At 70.5% G+C, this 17,990-nt stretch carries 11 protein-coding genes and 1 pseudogene; 1 reads left to right on the plus strand and 11 read right to left on the minus strand.

Annotated elements, in window-relative coordinates; all coding sequences use genetic code 11:
- Window positions 1-8 precede the first annotated feature (8 nt).
- The 9 genes from CRP56_RS04545 to CRP56_RS04585 form a co-directional block, all read right to left on the minus strand.
- Window positions 9-599 carry a sarcosine oxidase subunit gamma gene (locus tag CRP56_RS04545; protein WP_097260456.1) on the minus strand — a complete coding sequence of 197 codons (591 nt, stop codon included), beginning with the start codon at window positions 597-599 and terminating at the stop codon, window positions 9-11.
- Window positions 592-3,906: a sarcosine oxidase subunit alpha family protein gene (locus CRP56_RS04550; protein WP_097260459.1), complete on the minus strand. Its 3,315-nt coding sequence runs from the start codon at window positions 3,904-3,906 to the stop codon at window positions 592-594. The genes CRP56_RS04545 and CRP56_RS04550 overlap by 8 nt, the downstream gene beginning before the upstream one ends.
- Before the next feature lie 25 nt (window positions 3,907-3,931).
- Window positions 3,932-5,164 carry a sarcosine oxidase subunit beta family protein gene (locus CRP56_RS04555; RefSeq protein WP_097260461.1) on the minus strand — a complete coding sequence of 411 codons (1,233 nt, stop codon included), beginning with the start codon at window positions 5,162-5,164 and terminating at the stop codon, window positions 3,932-3,934.
- Between the two features lie 37 nt (window positions 5,165-5,201).
- Window positions 5,202-6,062 (minus strand): bifunctional methylenetetrahydrofolate dehydrogenase/methenyltetrahydrofolate cyclohydrolase, encoded by an 861-nt coding sequence (locus CRP56_RS04560; RefSeq protein ID WP_097260463.1) that lies wholly within the window; start codon window positions 6,060-6,062, stop codon window positions 5,202-5,204.
- 13 nt (window positions 6,063-6,075) lie between these two features.
- Window positions 6,076-8,514 (minus strand): GcvT family protein, encoded by a 2,439-nt coding sequence (locus CRP56_RS04565; protein WP_097260465.1) that lies wholly within the window; start codon window positions 8,512-8,514, stop codon window positions 6,076-6,078.
- 194 nt (window positions 8,515-8,708) lie between these two features.
- A complete protein-coding gene (locus CRP56_RS04570) occupies window positions 8,709-9,671 on the minus strand; it encodes an ABC transporter substrate-binding protein (protein ID WP_097260468.1) in 963 nt (320 codons plus the stop codon).
- 13 nt (window positions 9,672-9,684) lie between these two features.
- Window positions 9,685-11,688 (minus strand): ABC transporter permease, encoded by a 2,004-nt coding sequence (locus CRP56_RS04575; protein ID WP_097260470.1) that lies wholly within the window; start codon window positions 11,686-11,688, stop codon window positions 9,685-9,687.
- On the minus strand, window positions 11,688-12,773 hold the full coding sequence (locus CRP56_RS04580; protein WP_097260472.1) for a quaternary amine ABC transporter ATP-binding protein: 1,086 nt from the start codon (window positions 12,771-12,773) through the stop codon (window positions 11,688-11,690). Before CRP56_RS04580 ends, CRP56_RS04575 begins: the two co-directional genes overlap by 1 nt.
- Before the next feature lie 20 nt (window positions 12,774-12,793).
- The gene (locus tag CRP56_RS04585; protein WP_097260474.1) at window positions 12,794-14,263 is read right to left on the minus strand and encodes an aldehyde dehydrogenase family protein; all 1,470 of its coding nucleotides are present in this window, start codon (window positions 14,261-14,263) and stop codon (window positions 12,794-12,796) included.
- Window positions 14,264-14,479: 216 nt separating this feature from the next.
- Between CRP56_RS04585 and purU the strand changes: the two genes are divergently transcribed.
- Window positions 14,480-15,352 (plus strand): formyltetrahydrofolate deformylase, encoded by an 873-nt coding sequence (purU, locus tag CRP56_RS04590; RefSeq protein ID WP_097260477.1) that lies wholly within the window; start codon window positions 14,480-14,482, stop codon window positions 15,350-15,352.
- Between the two features lie 81 nt (window positions 15,353-15,433).
- Here purU and CRP56_RS04595 read toward each other — a convergent pair whose 3' ends face one another.
- Window positions 15,434-16,270 (minus strand): methylenetetrahydrofolate reductase, encoded by an 837-nt coding sequence (locus CRP56_RS04595; protein ID WP_097260479.1) that lies wholly within the window; start codon window positions 16,268-16,270, stop codon window positions 15,434-15,436.
- 3 nt (window positions 16,271-16,273) lie between these two features.
- A pseudogene (gene betA / locus CRP56_RS04600) lies at window positions 16,274-17,949 on the minus strand (choline dehydrogenase).
- Window positions 17,950-17,990: the final 41 nt, after the last annotated feature.

Raw genomic sequence — 17,990 nt, forward strand, 5'->3', positions numbered from 1 at the left:
GCAGCAGCTCAGATGTATTCCGTCGCCGCGTCGAGCAGCCAGTCCGCCAGATAGCCGGCGAACGACGAGCGGACCAGGACCCAGAATCCGGCCCGGGGTTCGTCCCGGGCGACCAGGACCACCTGCGTGCGCCCCAGGGTGGTCTGGGCGCAGCGGCCCGGGCCGAAGGCACGCGGATGCAGGTCCAGGGCGCAGCCGTGGGCCAACAGGTCGACGGCGCGGGGGCCGGTGACCAGAAGCGTGGTGCGCTGCGCGGAGACGTCGGTGACGGAGACCGGTTCGGCGCCCGCGGCCTCCCTGATCCGGCTCTCCAACTCCCGTTCGCCGCCCGGCCGGTCCACCAACAGCCATTCGTCGGGGCCGAGCCACAGCGCGGTCAACTCCCCCGCGCGGACGACGGTGTTGGGTTGCAGGGGCAGTTGGAGGCCCAGCGCCAGCCCGATGGCCTCCGCCGCCGGGCCCTTGGCGTCGAAGCGCACGTTCAGCTGGGTCAGGAAGGGGAGTTCGGCCAGTCGGACGGCGCCGCCGGAGCCGCGGGTGGCGGCGGCCAGACGACCGGCGGCGTGGGCCAGGGGGCTGATGAGTGCGGTGTCAGCCATCGCGGCGGGCTCCCTCGGGGTCGTAGAGGACGGGGCTTGCGACGGTCACCGGGACCAACCGGTCGCCGACGGGGGCGTAGAGCCGCTCGCCGATGCGGTCCCGGCCGCCCTTGATCAGGGCGAGCGCGAAGGTCCGGCCGAGGGCGGCGCTGCGGTAGCTGGAGGTGACGTGGCCGAGCATCGGCACGGGCGGGGCGGGCAGCACACGGTCGGCGACCAGATGGGTGCCCTCGGGGAGGAACGCCGCCGGGTCCTCGGGGAGCAGGCCGACCAGGTGCTTGCGGTCGGGGCGGACGGTGTCGGCGCGGGCGAAGGAGCGCTTGCCGATGAAGTCGGGCTTCTTCTTGGAGACCGCCCAGCTCATGCCGAGGTCCTGCGGGGTGACGGTGCCGTCGGTGTCCTGGCCGATGATCGGGTAGCCCTTCTCGGCGCGCAGGACGTGCATGGTCTCGGTGCCGTACGGGGTGATGCCGTAGGGGGCGCCGGCCTCGTACAGCGCCTCCCAGAGGGCGCGCGCCCGCCACGGCGACACGTTGATCTCGTAGGCGAGTTCACCGGAGAAGCTGATCCGGCAGACCCGGGCCTCGACGCCGGCGACGGTCGTCTCGCGCCAGGCCATGAACGGGAAGTCGTCGTTGGCGACGGCGAGTTCGGGCGCGAGCGAGCCGAGGACCGCGCGGGACTTCGGGCCGACCAGGGCGACCGTGGCCCACTGCTCGGTCACGGAGGTGCAGTGGACCTTGAGTTCGGGCCACTCCGTCTGGAGCCACTCCTCCATCCAGTCCAGCACGGTCGCGGCGTTGCCGGTCGTCGTGGTGACCAGGAAGCGGTCCTGGGCGACGCGGATGACGGTGCCGTCGTCGAAGACCATGCCGTCCGGGCGGCACATGACGCCGTAGCGGATCATGCCGACCTTCAGGGTGCTCATCATGTTCGTGTAGAGCAGGTCCAGGAAGACGCCGGCGTCCGGGCCCTGGACGTCGATCTTGCCGAGGGTGGAGGCGTCCATGAAGCCCACGCTCTCGCGGGTCGCGGCGCACTCGCGCAGGACGGCGGCCTCCATGTCCTCGCCGTCCTGGGGGTAGTACCAGGGGCGCTTCCATTGGCCGACGTTCTCGAACAGGGCGCCGTGCGCGACATGCCAGTCGTGGAGGGCGGTCGTGCGGACCGGGTCGCTCAGAATGCCCCGGTCGCGGCCCGCGAGGGCGGCGAAGGAGACCGGGGTGTAGGGCGGACGGAAGGTTGTCGTGCCGAGCGCCGAGATGTCCACGCCGAGCAGTTCGGCGACGACGCCACTGGCCAGGACGCCGGACGTCTTGCCCTGGTCGTTGGCGGTGCCGGCCGTCGTGTAGCGCTTGGTGTGCTCCACCGAGCGCATGCCGGCGCCGGTCGCGCGGGTCAGGTCGGCGACGGTGACATCGCGCTGGAGGTCGACGAAACGGGAGACGTCCGCGTCCGAGGGACCCGGGACGACGTACACGTGCATGGGCGGGGTGGGCGACGGCTGGGGGGACACGGCGGGGAGGCGGGGTGCCTCAGCCGGGTATCCCTCGGCCTCGATCGCGCGGGTGCCCGCGGCGGCGCCCTGGGCGAGGGCCCCGGCCAGGTCGGACACGCCGCTCGCGGCGCCCGCGACCTCGACCGCCTGGCGGCCGGAGTCCGGGACGAAGGAACCGAGTTCCTCGCTGTAGCGGAGTTTGCCGCCGGACTGGCTGAACAGGTGCGCGACCGGGTTCCAGCCGCCGGAGACGAGGAGGAGGTCGACGGCGAACTGTTGTTGGCCCGCGGACTCGCCGTACGGGGCGACAGTCACGGAGGTGATCCGCGGGTCGCCCTCCGTGCCGAGGACGGCGTGGGCGGGGAGGACCTCGATGCCGGCCTCGCGGGCGCGCTCCGCCCACTCCCCCGGTTCGGGGCGGGTGTCGACGATCGCCGAGACCTCGATGCCGGCCGCCTTGATGTCCAACGCCGCCGCGTAGGCACTGTCGTTGGTGGTGAAGACGACCGCGCGGCGGCCAGGGAGGGCGCCGTGGCGGTTGATGTGCGTACGGGCGGACGAAGCCAGCATCACGCCGGGGCGGTCGTTGTCCGGGAAGGCCAGGGAGCGTTCGTGGGCGCCGGTGGCGAGGACGACCCTGCGGGCGCGGATGCGCCAGACGCGTTCGCGGGCGGTGTTGGCGGGGGCGGCGGCGCCCAGGTGGTTGGTGCGGCGTTCGACGGCGAGGAGGTGGTTGTCGTCGTAGTAGCCGAAGACGGTGGTGCGGGGCAGGACGCGGACCTCGGGGGCGGTGGCGAGGTGGGCGGTGGTCTCCCTGACCCAGTCGAGGTGTTCGGCGGTGCCGAGGAGGCTGCCGCCGGGTTCCGGCTGGTCGTCGGCGAGGATGACTCGGGCGCCGCTGCGGGCTGCCGCGGCGGCTGCGGCGAGGCCGGCGGGGCCGGCGCCGACGACCAGGAGGTCGCAGTGGGCGTGTACGGCGTCGTAGCGGGCGGGGTCGGGGGTGGTGGCGAGGCGGCCCTGGCCGGGGAGGCTCGTGGCGACCAGGCCGTCGTAGAGCTCGACCGTCGTCGCGGGGAGCATCGGCTCGGGGAAGGGTTCCTCGATCTGGATGACCGCGTTGGGTTCTTCGACGCCGGCGGAGAAGATGCCTCGGGGGCGGCCGAGTTTGATGCTGGTGCCGGTCTGGATGATGCCGTTGGCGAGGAGGGCGGAGGCGAGGGTGTCGCCTTGGTAGCCCTGGTATTCGGTGCCGTCGAAGGTGAAGGTGAGGGGGGTGGTGCGGGTGATGCGGCCTCGGGTGGGGTGGCGGAAGGGGTTTGTCTCGCCCCCGCCGCCCCTACCCGTCCCATCCTCAAGGGGCTCCGCCCCCTGGACCCCCGTCGGCCCTGAAGGGGCCTCGTCCTCAAGCGCCGGACGGGCTGAGAAACCTGCACCGGCGTCAGTAGGCGAAGCCCCCTGCGGGCGGGTGGGGGTTCGGGACGGCGATGCCTCGTCCGCGGACGCCGGACGGGCCGGCATGACGGGCCTGGGGTCAACAGGTGCTGGGCGTTCTTCTCCTGACCTGTACACCGTCAGGATCTCGTTCGTCGACGTGTCCCTGATCGCGTTGAACCAGCGGCGGCAGCCCGCCGCGTGGCTCCAGCGTTCCGCGAACGGGCCCTTCGGGTTGTCGCGGAAGAAGAGGTAGCGGGCCCATTCCTCGTCGGTGAGGGACGACGGGGTCTCCGGGTAGGCCACGTGGGCCTGGCCGCCGTAGTGGAACTCGGCCTCGTCGCGGGGCCCGCACCACGGGCAGGGGATCAGCAGCATGTCGTTCGGCTCCCTTGAGGATCCCTTAGTGGGCCACCGCGGCGGCGCCGTGCTCGTCGACGAGCGCGCCGGTGGTGAAACGGTCGAGCGAGAAGGGGGCGTTGAGGGGGTGGGGGGTGTCGTGGGCGATCGTGTGTGCGTAGACCCAGCCCACCCCGGGCGTCGCCTTGAAACCGCCCGTCCCCCAGCCGCAGTTGAGGTAGAGGTTGTCCACGGGGCTGAGGCCGACTATCGGTGAGGCGTCCGGGCTCACGTCGACGATGCCGCCCCAGGTGCGCAGGACGTGGGCGCGGGCGAAGACCGGGAAGAGCTCCAGGGCCGCCGCCATCTGTTCCTCGATGATGTGGAAGGCGCCACGCTGGGTGTAGGAGTTGTACGCGTCGATGCCCGCGCCCATCACCAACTCGCCCTTGTGGGCCTGGGACACGTACACGTGGACGGCGTTGGACATGACCACCGTGGGGTGGACGGGTTCCAGGAGTTCCGACACCAGTGCCTGCAACGGGTGGCTCTGGAGCGGGAGTTCTATGCCCGCCATGGCCGCCAGGACGGATGTGTGGCCTGCTGAGCAGAGAGCGACCTTGCCCGCCGCTATCGGGCCGAGGTTCGTCTGGACGCCGACCACCCGGTTGCCGACCACGTCCAGACCCGTGACCTCGCAGTTCTGGATGATGTCGATGCCGGCCGCGTCCGCCGAGCGGGCCAGGCCCCAGGCGACGTGGTCGTGCTTCGCGATGCCCGCGCGGGGCTGGTACGTCCCGCCCAGGACCGGGTAGCGCACGTCCGGGGAGGTGTTGACGATCGGGCAGACTTCGTTGACCCCATCCGCGTCGAGCCACTCCGCGTCCACGCCGTTCAGGCGGTTCGCCTCCACGCGGCGCACGCTGTCGCGGACGTCCTGAAGGCTGTGGGCGAGGTTCAGCACGCCCCGCTGGGAGAAGAGGATCGGGTAGTCGAGCTCGTCCGCCAGGCCCTCCCAGAGCTTGAGCGCGTGCTCGTAGATGCCCGCGCTCTCGTCCCACAGGTAGTTGGAGCGGATGATCGTGGTGTTGCGGGCCATGTTGCCGCCCGCGAGCCAGCCCTTCTCCAGGACGGCCACGTTGGTGATGCCGTGGTTCCTGGCGAGGTAGTGGGCGGTCGCGAGGCCGTGGCCGCCGCCGCCGACGATGACGACGTCGTACGACCGCTTGGGCTCGGGCGTGCGCCACAGCCAGTCGGGGTGTTCCGGCAGCTCGGCGCCGGGGGTTCGGGGGCTCATCGGACGGCTCCGTCCGCTCGGCGCGACAGAAACAGGTTCATACGGTGTTCGCGTTCCTCTCGGCGGCCTCGACGACGTTGGCGAGCAACATCGCGCGGGTCATGGGGCCCACCCCGCCCGGCATCGGCGCCAGCCGGCCGGCGACCCGGGCGGCGTCCGGGTGGATGTCGCCGACCAGGCCCTGGTCGGTGCGGGTGATGCCGACGTCCAGGACGGTCGCGCCCGGGCGGAGCATGTCGGGGGTGATCAGGGCGGGTGAGCCGGCGGCGGCGATGACGATGTCCGCCTCGCGGACGTGCCAGGCCAGGCCCTTGGTGCCGGTGTGGCAGAGGGTGACGGTGGCGTTCTCGGAGCGGCGGGTCAGCAGCAGGCCGATGGGACGGCCGACCGTGATGCCGCGGCCGATCACACAGACACGGGCGCCTGCGAGGGGGACGTCGTAGCGGCGCAGGAGTTCGACGATGCCGCGCGGGGTGCACGGCAGCGGGGCCTCCACGCCGAGGGTGAGGCGGCCGAGGTTGACGGAGTGCAGGCCGTCGGCGTCCTTGGCCGGGTCCATGCGTTCCAGTACCGCGTTGGCGTCCAGGTGCTTGGGGAGCGGGAGTTGGACGATGTAGCCGGTGCAGGCCGGGTCGGCGTTGAGTTCGTCGATGACCTCCTCGACCTGCTGCTGGGTGGCGTCGGCGGGCAGGTCGCGGCGGATCGAGGCGATGCCGACCTGGGCGCAGTCGCGGTGCTTGCCGCCGACGTAGGCGCGGCTGCCGGGGTCGTCGCCGACCAGGACGGTGCCGAGGCCGGGCGCGCGGCCGGTGAGGGCGATCAACTTGGCCACGCGCTCGGTGAGTTCGCGGCGGATGGCGGCGGCGGTCGCCTTGCCGTCGAGGAGTTGGGCGGTCATCGTCTACCCCCGGTCAGCCGCGCAGGCGGGACATGGTCGGGTCGAACAGGGGCTCCTCGGCGACGGTGGCCTCCACGCGCTGGTCGAAGTACCCGATGTGCAGGGCCGTGCCCGGGGTGGTGAGTTCCGTCGGGAGCCAGGCGTAGGCGATGCCCTTGCCGATCGTGTAGCCGTAGGCGGCGCTGGTGACGTAGCCGACGGCGCGGTCGCCGTCGTAGACCGGCTCCTTGCCCAGGACCACCGAGTGCGGGTCGGCGATGGTGAGGCAGGTGAGCTTGCGCTGTACGTCGGACTTGCGGCGTTCCAGGGCGGCCTTGCCGATGAAGTCGCCCTTGTCGAGCTTGACGGCGAAGCCGACGCCGGCCTCGTAGGGGTCGTGCTCGTAGGTCATGTCGGTGCCGAAGGAGCGGTAACCCTTCTCCAGGCGGAGGCTGTTGAAGGCACCGCGTCCTGCGATGACGCCGCCGAGGGGCTGCGCCGCCCGCCACAGGGTGTCCCAGAGCTTCTGGCCCTGGTCGGCGGTGGTGTAGAGCTCCCAGCCGAGTTCGCCGACGTAGGACAGGCGCATGGCGGTGACCGGGACGCTGCCGATGTAGGCGCGCTTGGCGCGGAAGTACTTCAGGCCGTCGTTGCTGAAGTCCTCGTCCGTCAGGGGCTGGAGGACCTTGCGGGCGAGCGGGCCCCACAGGCCGATGCAGCAGGTGCCGGGCGTGATGTCGCGGACCTGGACGGTGCCGTCGGCCGGGAGGTGGCGGGTGAACCAGTCGAGGTCGAGGTTGCCGTTGGCGCCGACCTGGAAGAGGTCGCGGCCGAGGCGGGCGACGGTGATGTCGCTGCGGATGCCGCCGTCGTGGTCGAGGAGCAGGGTGTACGTCACCGAGCCGACGGACTTGGCGACCTTGCCGGTGCACAGCCGCTCCAGGAGGTCGGCGGCGCCGGGGCCGCTCACCTCCAGGCGCTTGAGGGCCGTCATGTCGTACATCGCGACGGTCTCGCGGGTGGCTTGCGCCTCGGCGCCGACGATGGGCGACCAGAACCGGGCGGCCCAGTCGTTGGGGGTGGGGATGGTGCGGCCCTCGACGAGGCCCGCGTTGGCCTCGTACCACTGCGGGCGCTCCCAGCCGTTGGCCTCCAGGAAGAAGGCGCCGTGCTCCTGCTGGCGGGCGTGGAAGGGGCTGGTGCGGATCGGGCGCGGGTCCCCCGACGGCTGGAGGGGGTGGAGGATGTCGTAGACCTCCTCGAAGTTCCGGCAGTCGCGGGCCAGGACGTACTCCGGGGAGAGCTGGTGCGGCTCGAAGCGGTTGACGTCGCACTCGTGCAGGTCGAAGGACGAGCAGTGGCCGTCGACCAGCCATTCGGCCATCGCGCGGCCGACGCCCGCGGAGTGGGTGACCCAGACGGCCTCGGCGACCCAGAAGCCCTTGACGTCCGGGGACTCGCCGAGGAGCGGGAAGTTGTCGGTGGTGAAGGAGAACAGGCCGTTGATGCCCTCCTCGATCTTCGCCTCGCGGGTCGAGGGGAGCAGCGACTGCGTCTCGGCCCAGGCGGGCTCGAAGTCGTCCTCGGTGAACTTCAGGACCGAGGGCATCTCGGCGTTGTCGTCGAAGGCGCGGATGTCGTCGGCGGAGATCGGCATGGGGCGGTGGCCGTAGTAGCCGATGCCGATGGCGTCATAGCGCTCGCGGTAGTAGAGGTCGGCGTCCTGGTGGCGCAGGATCGGGCGGACCGCCTCCTCGGTCCGGCCGGCGAGCGCGGGGACGGGGCCGGTCCAGGCGAGCTGGTGGGCCAGCGGGGTCAGCGGGAGGTTCATCCCGGCCATGCGGGCGATCTTCGGGCCCCAGATGCCCGCGCAGCACACCACGATGTCGGCCGGGATCTCGCCCTGGTCGGTGAGGACGCCGGTGACCTCGCCGTCGGCCTTGAGGACGTCGAGGACCTCGTGGCGGGCGAGGAAGCGGACGCCGCGCTCGGCGGCCCGGCGGATCTGCGCCTCGACGGCGAGAACGGCCTTCGCGAGGCCGTCGGTGGGGACCAGCAGGCCGCCGAGGACCTTGTCGCGGTCGACCAGCGGGTGCTGCTCGACGCACTCGTCGGCGGTCAGCAGCCGGGCCTCGATGCCCCAGGCGGTGATCCAGCCGTGCCGGCGGTGCAGTTCCGCCAGGCGCTCGGGGGTGGTCGCGACTTCCAGGCCGCCGACCTGGAGGAAGCAGGGCTTGCCGTCGACGTCGAGGGAGCAGAACTTCTCGACGGTGTAGCGGGCCAGTTCGGTCATGGTCTTGGAGGAGTTCGTCTGGAAGACCAGGCCCGGGGCGTGTGACGAGGAGCCCCCGGTGGCGGGCAGCGGGCCCTGGTCGACCACCGTCACTTCGGTCCAGCCGCGTGCGGAGATCTCGTCCGCGAGTGCCGCACCCACGACACCCGCTCCGATGATCACCACTCGGGGTCCCGCCATCGCCGCACCTCCGCTTGAGTTGCTTTTGACGCAACGTGATTCAGGTTGCGCAACTCAATGTGCCTGCCGTGCAGGTGGGTGTCAAGAGGTCCGTTGACGTCGGGGAACGGCCGGGAAACGGGAACGCCCGGTGGGCGGCGCGCAGGGGGTGCGCGCCGCCCACCGGGCGTGTTCGACCGGCTGGTGACCTGGGGTCACTTGATCCAGGCGTCGACCTTCGACTGGTTGGCCTCGACCCACTTCTTCGCGGCCGCCTCGGGCTTCATCTTGTCCACCGCGATGTACTTGGCGACCGTGTTCTGGTCGTCGTTCGTCCAGGTGAAGTTCTTCACCAGGTCATAGGCGGGGCTGCCGGACTTGGCGAACTTCGCGCTGACGATCTTGTCCAGCTTGTACACGGGGTAGTCGCAGGCGACCTTCTCGGCGTTCGCGTCGCAACCCGACGTGTACGCGGGGAGCTTGACCTTCTTCAGCGGCACCTCGGACATGAACCACTGGGGCTCGTAGAAGTAGCCGATCACCCATTCCTTGTCCTTCTCCGCCTTGCGGAAGGCCTGGATGAGGGCGGTCTCGCTGCCCGCGTACACCACCTTGAAGTCGAGCTTGAGGTTCTTCACCAGCGCCTCGTCGTTGGTGACGTACGACGGGTCGCCGTCGAGGAGCTGGCCCTTGCCGCCGGACTCGGAGGTCTTGAAGTTGGCCGCGTACTTGTTGAGGTTCTTGTAGTCGAGGATGTCGGGGTGCGCCTTGGCCAGCCACGGCGGCACGTACCAGCCGATGAGGCCTTCGTTGCCGGTCGCGCCGGCCTCGACGGCGGTCTTCTGGCCGGTGATGTACTTCTTCTTCAGGTCGTCGTGGCCCCAGTTCTCCACGACGGCGTCGACCTCGCCGGTGCCGAAGCCCTGCCAGGCGATCTCCTCCTTGAGGTCCTTCTGGTTGACCTTGCAGTGGAGGTCGTTCTCGGCGACGTAGGCGAGGACCGCCGCGTTGGCCTCGTAACCGACCCACGGGTTGACCGCGAGGTTGAAGGTGCCGCACTTGCCGGACTCGCCCGAGCCGCCGGCGCTGTCGTCGCCGACCTTCGCCCCGCCGCAGGCGGTCAGGGTGAGGCCGAGTATCGCCATGCCGGCAGCGCCGGCCCGCCAGTGTCTTGCCATGGTGTGGTGCTCCTTAAGCGCCGGCGCGGCGAGCCGCTGCCTGAGTGATCCGGTCGAACATGACTCCGAGAAGGACGATGGCGAGCCCCGCGGCAAGCCCCTTCCCGTACAGCTGGCCCTGCGAGAAGCCGGCCACGACGTCGTAGCCGAGGGCGCCCGCCCCCACCAGGCCGCCCACCACGACCATCGACAGCACGTAGATCAGGCCCTGGTTGGTGGCGAGGGTCAGGGCACTGCGGGCCATCGGCAGCTGGACCTTGGTGATGATCTGCCAGGTGTTGCACCCGGCCGCGGTGGCCGCCTCCACAGTGGTGGCGGGCACGTTCCGGACCCCGTCCGCGACGATCTTCATGGCGACGGGCGCGGCGTAGACGACGGCCGCGACGATCGCCGTGAAGCGAGTGGCGCCGAACAGCGCGAGGAACGGCACGAGGTAGACGAACGGCGGCATGACCTGCGCCGCGTCGAGGGTGGGTCGCAGCAGCCGGTCCACCAGTTGACTGCGTGCCATCCAGACCCCGAAGCCGATGCCGAGCAGCATCACGAGGACGGTGGCGACGACCGTGGAGGCGAGGGTCGTCATGCTGTCCGACCAGAGGCCGGTGCCGACCAGCAGGCCTACGCAGACCGCGGTGGTGAGGCCCGCGGTCCGGCCGCCGAGGACGACGCCGAGCGCGACGAGGGCGGCGCCGACGAGCCACCACGGGGAGTCGGTGAGCAGGGTCTGGAACGGGTTGAGCAGACCGTTGGTGAGCGCGTCACGGAAGCCGTTGGTGAGACCCGAGAGGTTGTCCTGCGCCCAGGTGGTGGCGTCGCCCGCGGCGCTCGCGATGTTGCTGCCGAGGCTGCCCTCGCCGGGGAACTCGGCCGCCCACACGTAGGTGTGCGACATGTAGATCAGCACGGCGGTGACCGCCGCGCCCGCCCCCAGCAGGGGCCGGCGCCAGGCGAGGAACCGGCTGCCGGAATCGCGGGCCGCCTCCTCGCGCGCGCTCGCGGCGGTGGTGACCCGGTCCAGCACGATCGCCAGGACGACGATGGCCAGACCCGCGTTGAAGGCGGTGCCGACGTCGAGCGACTGCAGGGCCTGGACGACGGTCTTGCCGAGGCCGGGCGCGTCGATCAGGGCGGCGATGGTCACCATGGCCAGCGCGGCCATGATCGTCTGGTTGACGCCCATCACCACGGTCCGCTTGGACATCGGCAGCAGGACCTTCAGGAGGGACTGCCGTCGGGTGGCGCCGAGCGAGTCGGCGGCCTCGACCGTGGTCTCCGGTACGGAGCGGATGGCGTGCGCGGTGATGCGGATCGTCGGCGGGGCCGCGTAGATCAGGGTGCAGGTCGTGGCGGAGGCCGGGCCGATCTGGAAGAACAGCGTCAGCGGGGCCAGGTAGACGAAGGTCGGCATCGTCTGCATGAGGTCCAGGAAGGGTGTCACGATCGCGTTGAACCGATCGGACAGCCCCGCCCACACGCCCAGCGGGATCGCGAACAGCAGCGCCACGACGACGGCCGAGGCGGTCAGCGCCAGGGTGTCCATGCTCTCCTGCCACAGGCCCTGGAGCCCGAGGAAGGTGAAGCCGGCCACCGCGAGGAGCGCCACCCGCCAGTTGCCGACGGCCCAGGAGACATAGCCGACGATGCCGACGACCCCGAGCCAGCCGATCTGCGGGACCGGGCGGTCGCCGGCCGGCTGCGAGATCAGTTCCTGGACGAAGGTCACCAGGTTGTCGATGACCAGGCGGATCTCGTTGAAGAAGTACAGGAAGAGCGGGTTGGAGTTGCGGTTCGCGCCGATCGAGTCGTTGACGTCGTTGAACCACCGGTGCAGGTCGGTCAGGTCGGCCGCGGCCAGCGCGAGGGTCTGCTTGCCACGCAGCACGAAGAACAGGACCAGCCAGACGACGAAGATCGCCGCCACCACCATGGACCGGTTGACCTTGCGCTCGGGCTTCGCGGGAGCGGCCCGTTCCGCGACGCTCTCGGTCTTCTCGGGTTTCTCGATCGCGACGGTCATCAGTGGCCGCCTTCCTGCCCGGCGACCACCGCGAGGATCTCCTCGTCGCCGACGATGCCGAGCAGCTTGCCGTTCTCGACGACCTTGACCGGCTTGTCGGCCGCGAGGACCGCGCGGGTGGCCTCCTTGACCACGACGTCCGGACCGAGCTCGGGGCCGTCCAGTGCGTCGCCGTCGGCCGGCGGGCGCATGATCCAGCGCAGGGTGAGGACGTCACCGCGCGGCACGTCCTTCACGAACTCCCGTACGTAGTCGTCCGCGGGGGCGCCGACGAGTTCGTCGCCGGTGCCGCACTGGACCATCTTGCCGTCGCGCATGATGAGGATGCGGTCGCCGAGCTTGAGGGCCTCGGAGAGGTCGTGGGTGATGAACACCATGGTCTTGCCGACCTCGTGGTGCAGCCTGATGACCTCGTTCTGCATGTCCCGGCGGATGAGCGGGTCGAGCGCGGAGAACGGTTCGTCGAAGAAGAGGACGTCCGGGTCGCCGGCCAACGCCCGGGCGAGGCCGACGCGTTGCTGCATGCCGCCGGAGAGCTGGGCGGGGTAGGAGTTCTCGTAGCCGGCGAGGCCGACGAGTTCGACGACCTCCTGGGCCCGCTTGGTGCGTTCGGCCCGGCTCATCCCGCGGATCTCCAGTCCGAAGGCCACGTTGTCGACGACGCGGCGGTGGGGCAGCAGTCCGAAGTGCTGGAAGACCATGGAGAACTTGCGGCGGCGCAGGTCGCGCAGGCGGGCCGCGTCGGCCTGGCGGATGTCCTCGCCCTCGAAGACGATCTCGCCCGCGGTGGGTTCGATCAGCCGGGTGAGACATCGCACCAGGGTGGACTTGCCGGAGCCGGACAGGCCCATGACGACGAAGACCTCGCCGGGCGAGACGTCGAAGTGGACGTCGCGCACGGCGGCGGTACAGCCGGTGCGGTCCATGAGCTCGCGGCGGGTCAGGCCGCACAGTTCCTCGGAGTCCGGCACCTGGTCGGCCTTCGGTCCGAACACCTTCCACAGCCTGCGCACGGAGATGACCGGGGTCGCGCCCGAGTCCTGAGGGGTGCTGCCCCGCTGCGGCACCTCGGTCTGTGTGGTCACGTTCGACCTTCTTTCGGCGTTCAGCCGCGGAACCAGTGCTGCGGCCGGGGTCGGATGTTCTGCCAGATGTGTTTGGGCTCTCGGTACTCCGCGAGGCCGGTCGGTCCCAGTTCCCGGCCCACACCCGAATGCCCGAAGCCACCCCATTCCGCTTGCGGCACATAGGGGTGGTAGTCGTTGATCCACACCGTGCCGTGCCGCAGCCGCCGGGCGACCCGCTGGGCCTTCCCGGCGTCCTGCGTCCACACGGCTCCGGCGAGTCCGTACTCGGTGTCGTTGGCGATGCGTACGGCGTCGTCCTCGTCGGTGAAGCGCTCCACGGTGAGGACGGGTCCGAAGGACTCCTCGTGCACCACCCGCATGTCCTGGCGGCACTCGTCGAGGACGGTCGGCGGGTAGTAGTGGCCGGCCGCCAGCGCCGGGTCGGTGGGGCGTTCGCCGCCGCAGCGCAGGACGGCGCCCTCGGCGATCCCGGCGGCCACGTAGGCCTCGACCTTGTCGCGGTGCTGCGCGGAGATCAGCGCCCCGGTGTCGGCCTCGGCGTCGAAGGGGCCGCCGAGCCGGATCAGCCGGGCCCGGCGGACGACCTCATCGACGAACCGGTCGTGCAGCGCGTCCTCGACGATCAGCCGGGCGCCGGCCGAGCAGACCTGGCCCGAGTGCAGGAAGACGGCCGTGAGGGCGAAGTCCACGGCCGTCTCGAAGTCGGCGTCGGCGAACACGACGTTGGGGTTCTTGCCGCCGAGTTCGAGGGCCACCTTCTTCACGCTCGCCGCGGCCGTGGCCATGATGCGCTTGCCGGTCTCCAGGCCGCCGGTGAAGGAGACCATGTCGACGTCCGGGTGCTCGGAGAGCGGGGCGCCCACCTCGGGGCCGGTGCCCAGCACGAGGTTGGCGGCGCCGGCCGGGAGCCCGGCCTCCTCCAGCGCCCGCAGCAGCAGGACCGAGGTGGAGGGGGTGAGCTCACTGGGCTTGAGGACGATCGTGTTGCCGGCCAGGAGGGCCGGGGCGACCTTCCAACTGGCTTGCAGCAGAGGGTAGTTCCACGGGGTGATCAGTCCGCAGACGCCGATCGGCTCGTAGACGACGCGGCTGACGGCGTCGTCCCGGCCGGTGTCGATGACCCGGCCGGTGTCGGTGCCGCCGAGGCCGCCGTAGTAGCGGAAGCAGGAGACGACGTCGGCGATGTCGTACTCGCTCTCCACCAGCCGCTTGCCGGTGTCCAGCGACTCGGCGCGGGCGAATTCCTTGGCGTCGCGTTCGATCAGGTCGGCGGTGCGCAGCAGCAGCGCGCCACGCTCCCGCTCGGGGGTGCCCGGCCAGGTTCCTTCGTCGAAGGCGCGGCGGGCCGCGGCGATCGCCGCCTCCGCGTCCGGGCGGGTTCCCTCCGAGACGGTCGCCACGACCGTGCCGTCTGCGGGGCAGCGGATCTCCCGGTGGCCGCCGGCCACCGCGTCCCGCCATTGTCCATCCACGTACAGGTCTGCCACGCGCCGAGCCTTTCCAGGGAAGCCGTTGCGCATTGTGCACCCGATTGCTTGTGATGGAACACCCTGGCGAATGTCCAGACAGCCGTCAAGGGGTTGGCTGATGACGATTTCGCAAGGGGCTCATCGACCCCTCTCTCTTGACCGGCAGCCCTCTTCCGGCCAACTATGTTGCGTATCGCTCACTGTGTTGTGCAATACGCACCGACGGAGGCCCCGATGTCCCCTCGACCGCAACCTGGCCGCGAATACGTCCTCACCGTCTCCTGTCCCGACAGCGCCGGGCTGGTCCACGCCGTGAGCGGCTTTCTCGTCAGGAACTCCGGAAACATCCTGGAAAGCCAGCAGTTCGACGACCGACTTCAGGGCCGCTTCTTCATGCGGGTCCACTTCGACGTCTCCGACCCCGACACCGGCCTTGAACAACTGCGTGACCGGTTCGGCCCGGTGGCGCAGGCGTACCACTTCACCTGGGCGCTCAGCGACGCGTCGACGCCGACCCGGACGCTGATCATGGTGTCCAAGTTCGGGCACTGCCTCAACGACCTGCTCTTCCGGCAGCGCACCGGCGCCCTCAACATCGAGATCCCCGCGATCGTCTCCAACCACCGGGACTTCGAGGGGCTCGCGGAGACCTACGGCATCCCCTTCCACCACGTCCCGGTCACCCGGGACACCAAGTCGGAGGCGGAGGCACGGCTGCTGGAACTCGTCCGGGACCTGGACATCGACCTGGTGGTGCTGGCCCGCTACATGCAGATCCTCTCGGACGACCTGTGCAAGCAGCTGGAGGGCAAGGCCATCAACATCCACCACTCCTTCCTCCCCAGCTTCAAGGGTGCCAAGCCCTACGACCAGGCCTATCAGCGCGGCGTGAAGCTGATCGGCGCGACGGCGCACTATGTGACGAGCGATCTCGACGAGGGCCAGATCATCGAGCAGGACGTGGTCCGCGTGGACCACTCGCTCGACCCCGGCGACCTGGTCACGGTGGGCCGGGACGTGGAGGCGCAGGTGCTCGCGCACGCGGTGAAGTGGCACAGCGAGAGCCGGGTGATGGTGGACGACAACCGCACGGTGGTCTTCCGCTGAGCGACCCGCGACGAGGGGGCGGGGCCGGAATCGGCCCCGCCCCCCTTCTTTTGTATACGGCTCAAGCAGCGGCCTACGGCTTCAGGAGCCGAGCCGGTCCAGCAGGGCCCGCCGCCACTTCTCCGTCTCGGCGATCTGGTTGAACGTGAACAGGTGCAGGCCGGCCACCCCGGCCGAGGGCGCGGTGAGGGCCGCCTCGGCACGGGACAGCAGCCGCTCGGGGGCGTATCCGCCGGGCGTCGCGAACCGCACGAACCACGAGGCGTGCTTCGTCAGAAACCGCGTCGACTCCCCCACCCCGATCTTCGTGGCCATCGCCAGCAGCTTCGCCCGCTGCACGGGCCCGGCGACGCCCACGTGGACGGGCAGGGTGATGTTCCGCGCTCGTATACGAACGAGCCAGTCCCCCAACACCCTCGGATCGAAGCAGAGGTTGCTGACGATGTACGTGGCGTGCTCGCGCTTGTCCCACATCGCCTGGACGGTGACGTCGTCGTGGATGAGCGGATGGCTCTCGGGGTAGCCCGTGACGCCGACGCGGGCGAACGGGCTGCCCAGCTCGCTGAGCCTGCGCAGCACCGGCAGCGCCCCGTCGTAGCCGCCCGCGGGCGGGTCGGCGTCGCCGGCCGGGACGAAGACGTCGGCCACGCCCGCCTCGGCCAGCCGGTCGACGACATCCTTCAGATGGGCGTCGTCCCGCAGCAGCCGCGCGGGCACGTGCGGGACGACGCGGTAGCCGTGCGCGGCGAGCCGGCCGGCCAGACCCAGGGTCGGTTCCAGGCCCTTGACCGGCGACGCCGTCACGGTGACGACGACATCGCGCGGGACATGGGTGAGGACCTTGTCCTCGGTGGCCTTCGCGGGCAGCACCTCGTAACGGACGCTCTCCAGCAGCGCCCTGAGTCCTGCGGCGGCCAACGTCTACCCCGCCTGCTTCTGGGCGTCGCGGTGGCGGTAGTACGCGGCCTTCGACGGCGCCTCGGGCTCCTTGCCGAGGATCAGGTCGGCGGCCTTCTCGGCGACCATCATGACCGGGGCGTAGATGTTGCCGTTGGTGACGTACGGCATGACGGAGGCGTCGACCACGCGCAGTCCCTCCACGCCGTGCACCCGCATGCTGAGGGGGTCGACGACGGCCGTCTCGTCGGAGGAGGGGCCCATCTTGCAGGTGCAGGACGGGTGCAGAGCGGTCTCGCCGTCCTTGGCGACCCAGGCGAGGATCTCCTCGTCCGTCTCGACGGACGGGCCGGGCGAGATCTCGCCGTCGTTGTAGGGGGCGAGGGCGGGCTGGTTGAGGAGCTTGCGGGCCACCCGGATCGCCTCCACCCACTCGCGGCGGTCCTGCTCGGTGGAGAGGTAGTTGAAGCGCAGGGCGGGGTGTTCGCGCGGGTCCTTGCTCTTGATCTTCACCGAGCCGATGGCGTCGGAGTACATGGGTCCGACGTGCACCTGGTAACCGTGGCCGCCGGCGGGCACGGAGCCGTCGTAGCGGACCGCGATCGGCAGGAAGTGGAACATCAGGTTGGGGTAGTCCACGTCCTCGTTGCTGCGCGCGAAGCCGCCGGCCTCGAAGTGGTTGGTGGCAGCGGGGCCCTTACGGAAGAGCCACTGGAGCCCGATGAAGGGGGCGCGCCACTTCGCCAGGTACGGCTGCATGGAGACGGGCTGTTTGCAGGCGTACTGGATGTAGACCTCCAGATGGTCCTGCATGTTCTCGCCGACGCCCGGCAGGTCGTGGACGACGTCGATGCCGAGGGCGCGCAGTTCGGCCGCGTTGCCGACGCCGGAGAGCTGGAGCAGCTGCGGGGAGTTGATGGCGCCGCCGCAGAGGATGACCTCCTTGGCGCGAACCTGCTGGGGCGCCCCTTGCCGCGCTGGTACTCGACGCCGACGGCCTTCTTTCCCTCGAACAGGACGCGGGTGACGAAGGCGCGGGTCTTGACGGTGAGGTTGGGGCGCTTGCGGGCGGGCTTGAGGTACGCCTTCGAGGCCGACAACCGGCGTCCGCGGTGGACGTTGCGGTCGAACTTGGCGAAGCCTTCCTGCCGGTAGCCGTTGACGTCGTCCGTCGGCGCGTAGCCCGCCTCCTCGGTGGCCTTGAGGAAGGCGTCGAAGAGGGGGTTGGTGGCGGGGCCGCGTTCGAGCACCAGCGGGCCGTCGTGGCCGCGGAACTCGTCGTCGGGATCGGCGGCGAGACAGTTCTCCATACGCTTGAAGTACGGCAGACAGTGCGCGTAGTCCCAGGTCTCCATGCCCGGGTCGGCGGCCCAGCGCTCGTAGTCCATGGGGTTGCCGCGCTGGAAGATCATGCCGTTGATGCTGCTGGAGCCGCCCAGCACCTTGCCGCGGGCGTGGTAGACGCGCCGGCCGCCCATGTGGGGCTCGGGCTCGGACTCGTACTTCCAGTCGTAGAAGCGGCTGCCGATCGGGTAGGTCAGCGCCGCGGGCATGTGGATGAAGACGTCCCACGGGTAGTCGGACCGGCCCGCCTCCAGCACCAGCACCTGGTGGGCCGGGTCCGCGGAGAGCCGGTTCGCCAGTGCGCTGCCGGCGGATCCGCCACCGACGATGACGAAGTCGTACTGCACAGGAGCCATGGTGCCTCGTCTCGCTCGCGCCGTAGATATGCGAGGCATGC

The organism is Streptomyces sp. TLI_55, assembly GCF_900206255.1.
Classification (GTDB): Bacteria; Actinomycetota; Actinomycetes; order Streptomycetales; family Streptomycetaceae; genus Streptomyces; species Streptomyces aquilus.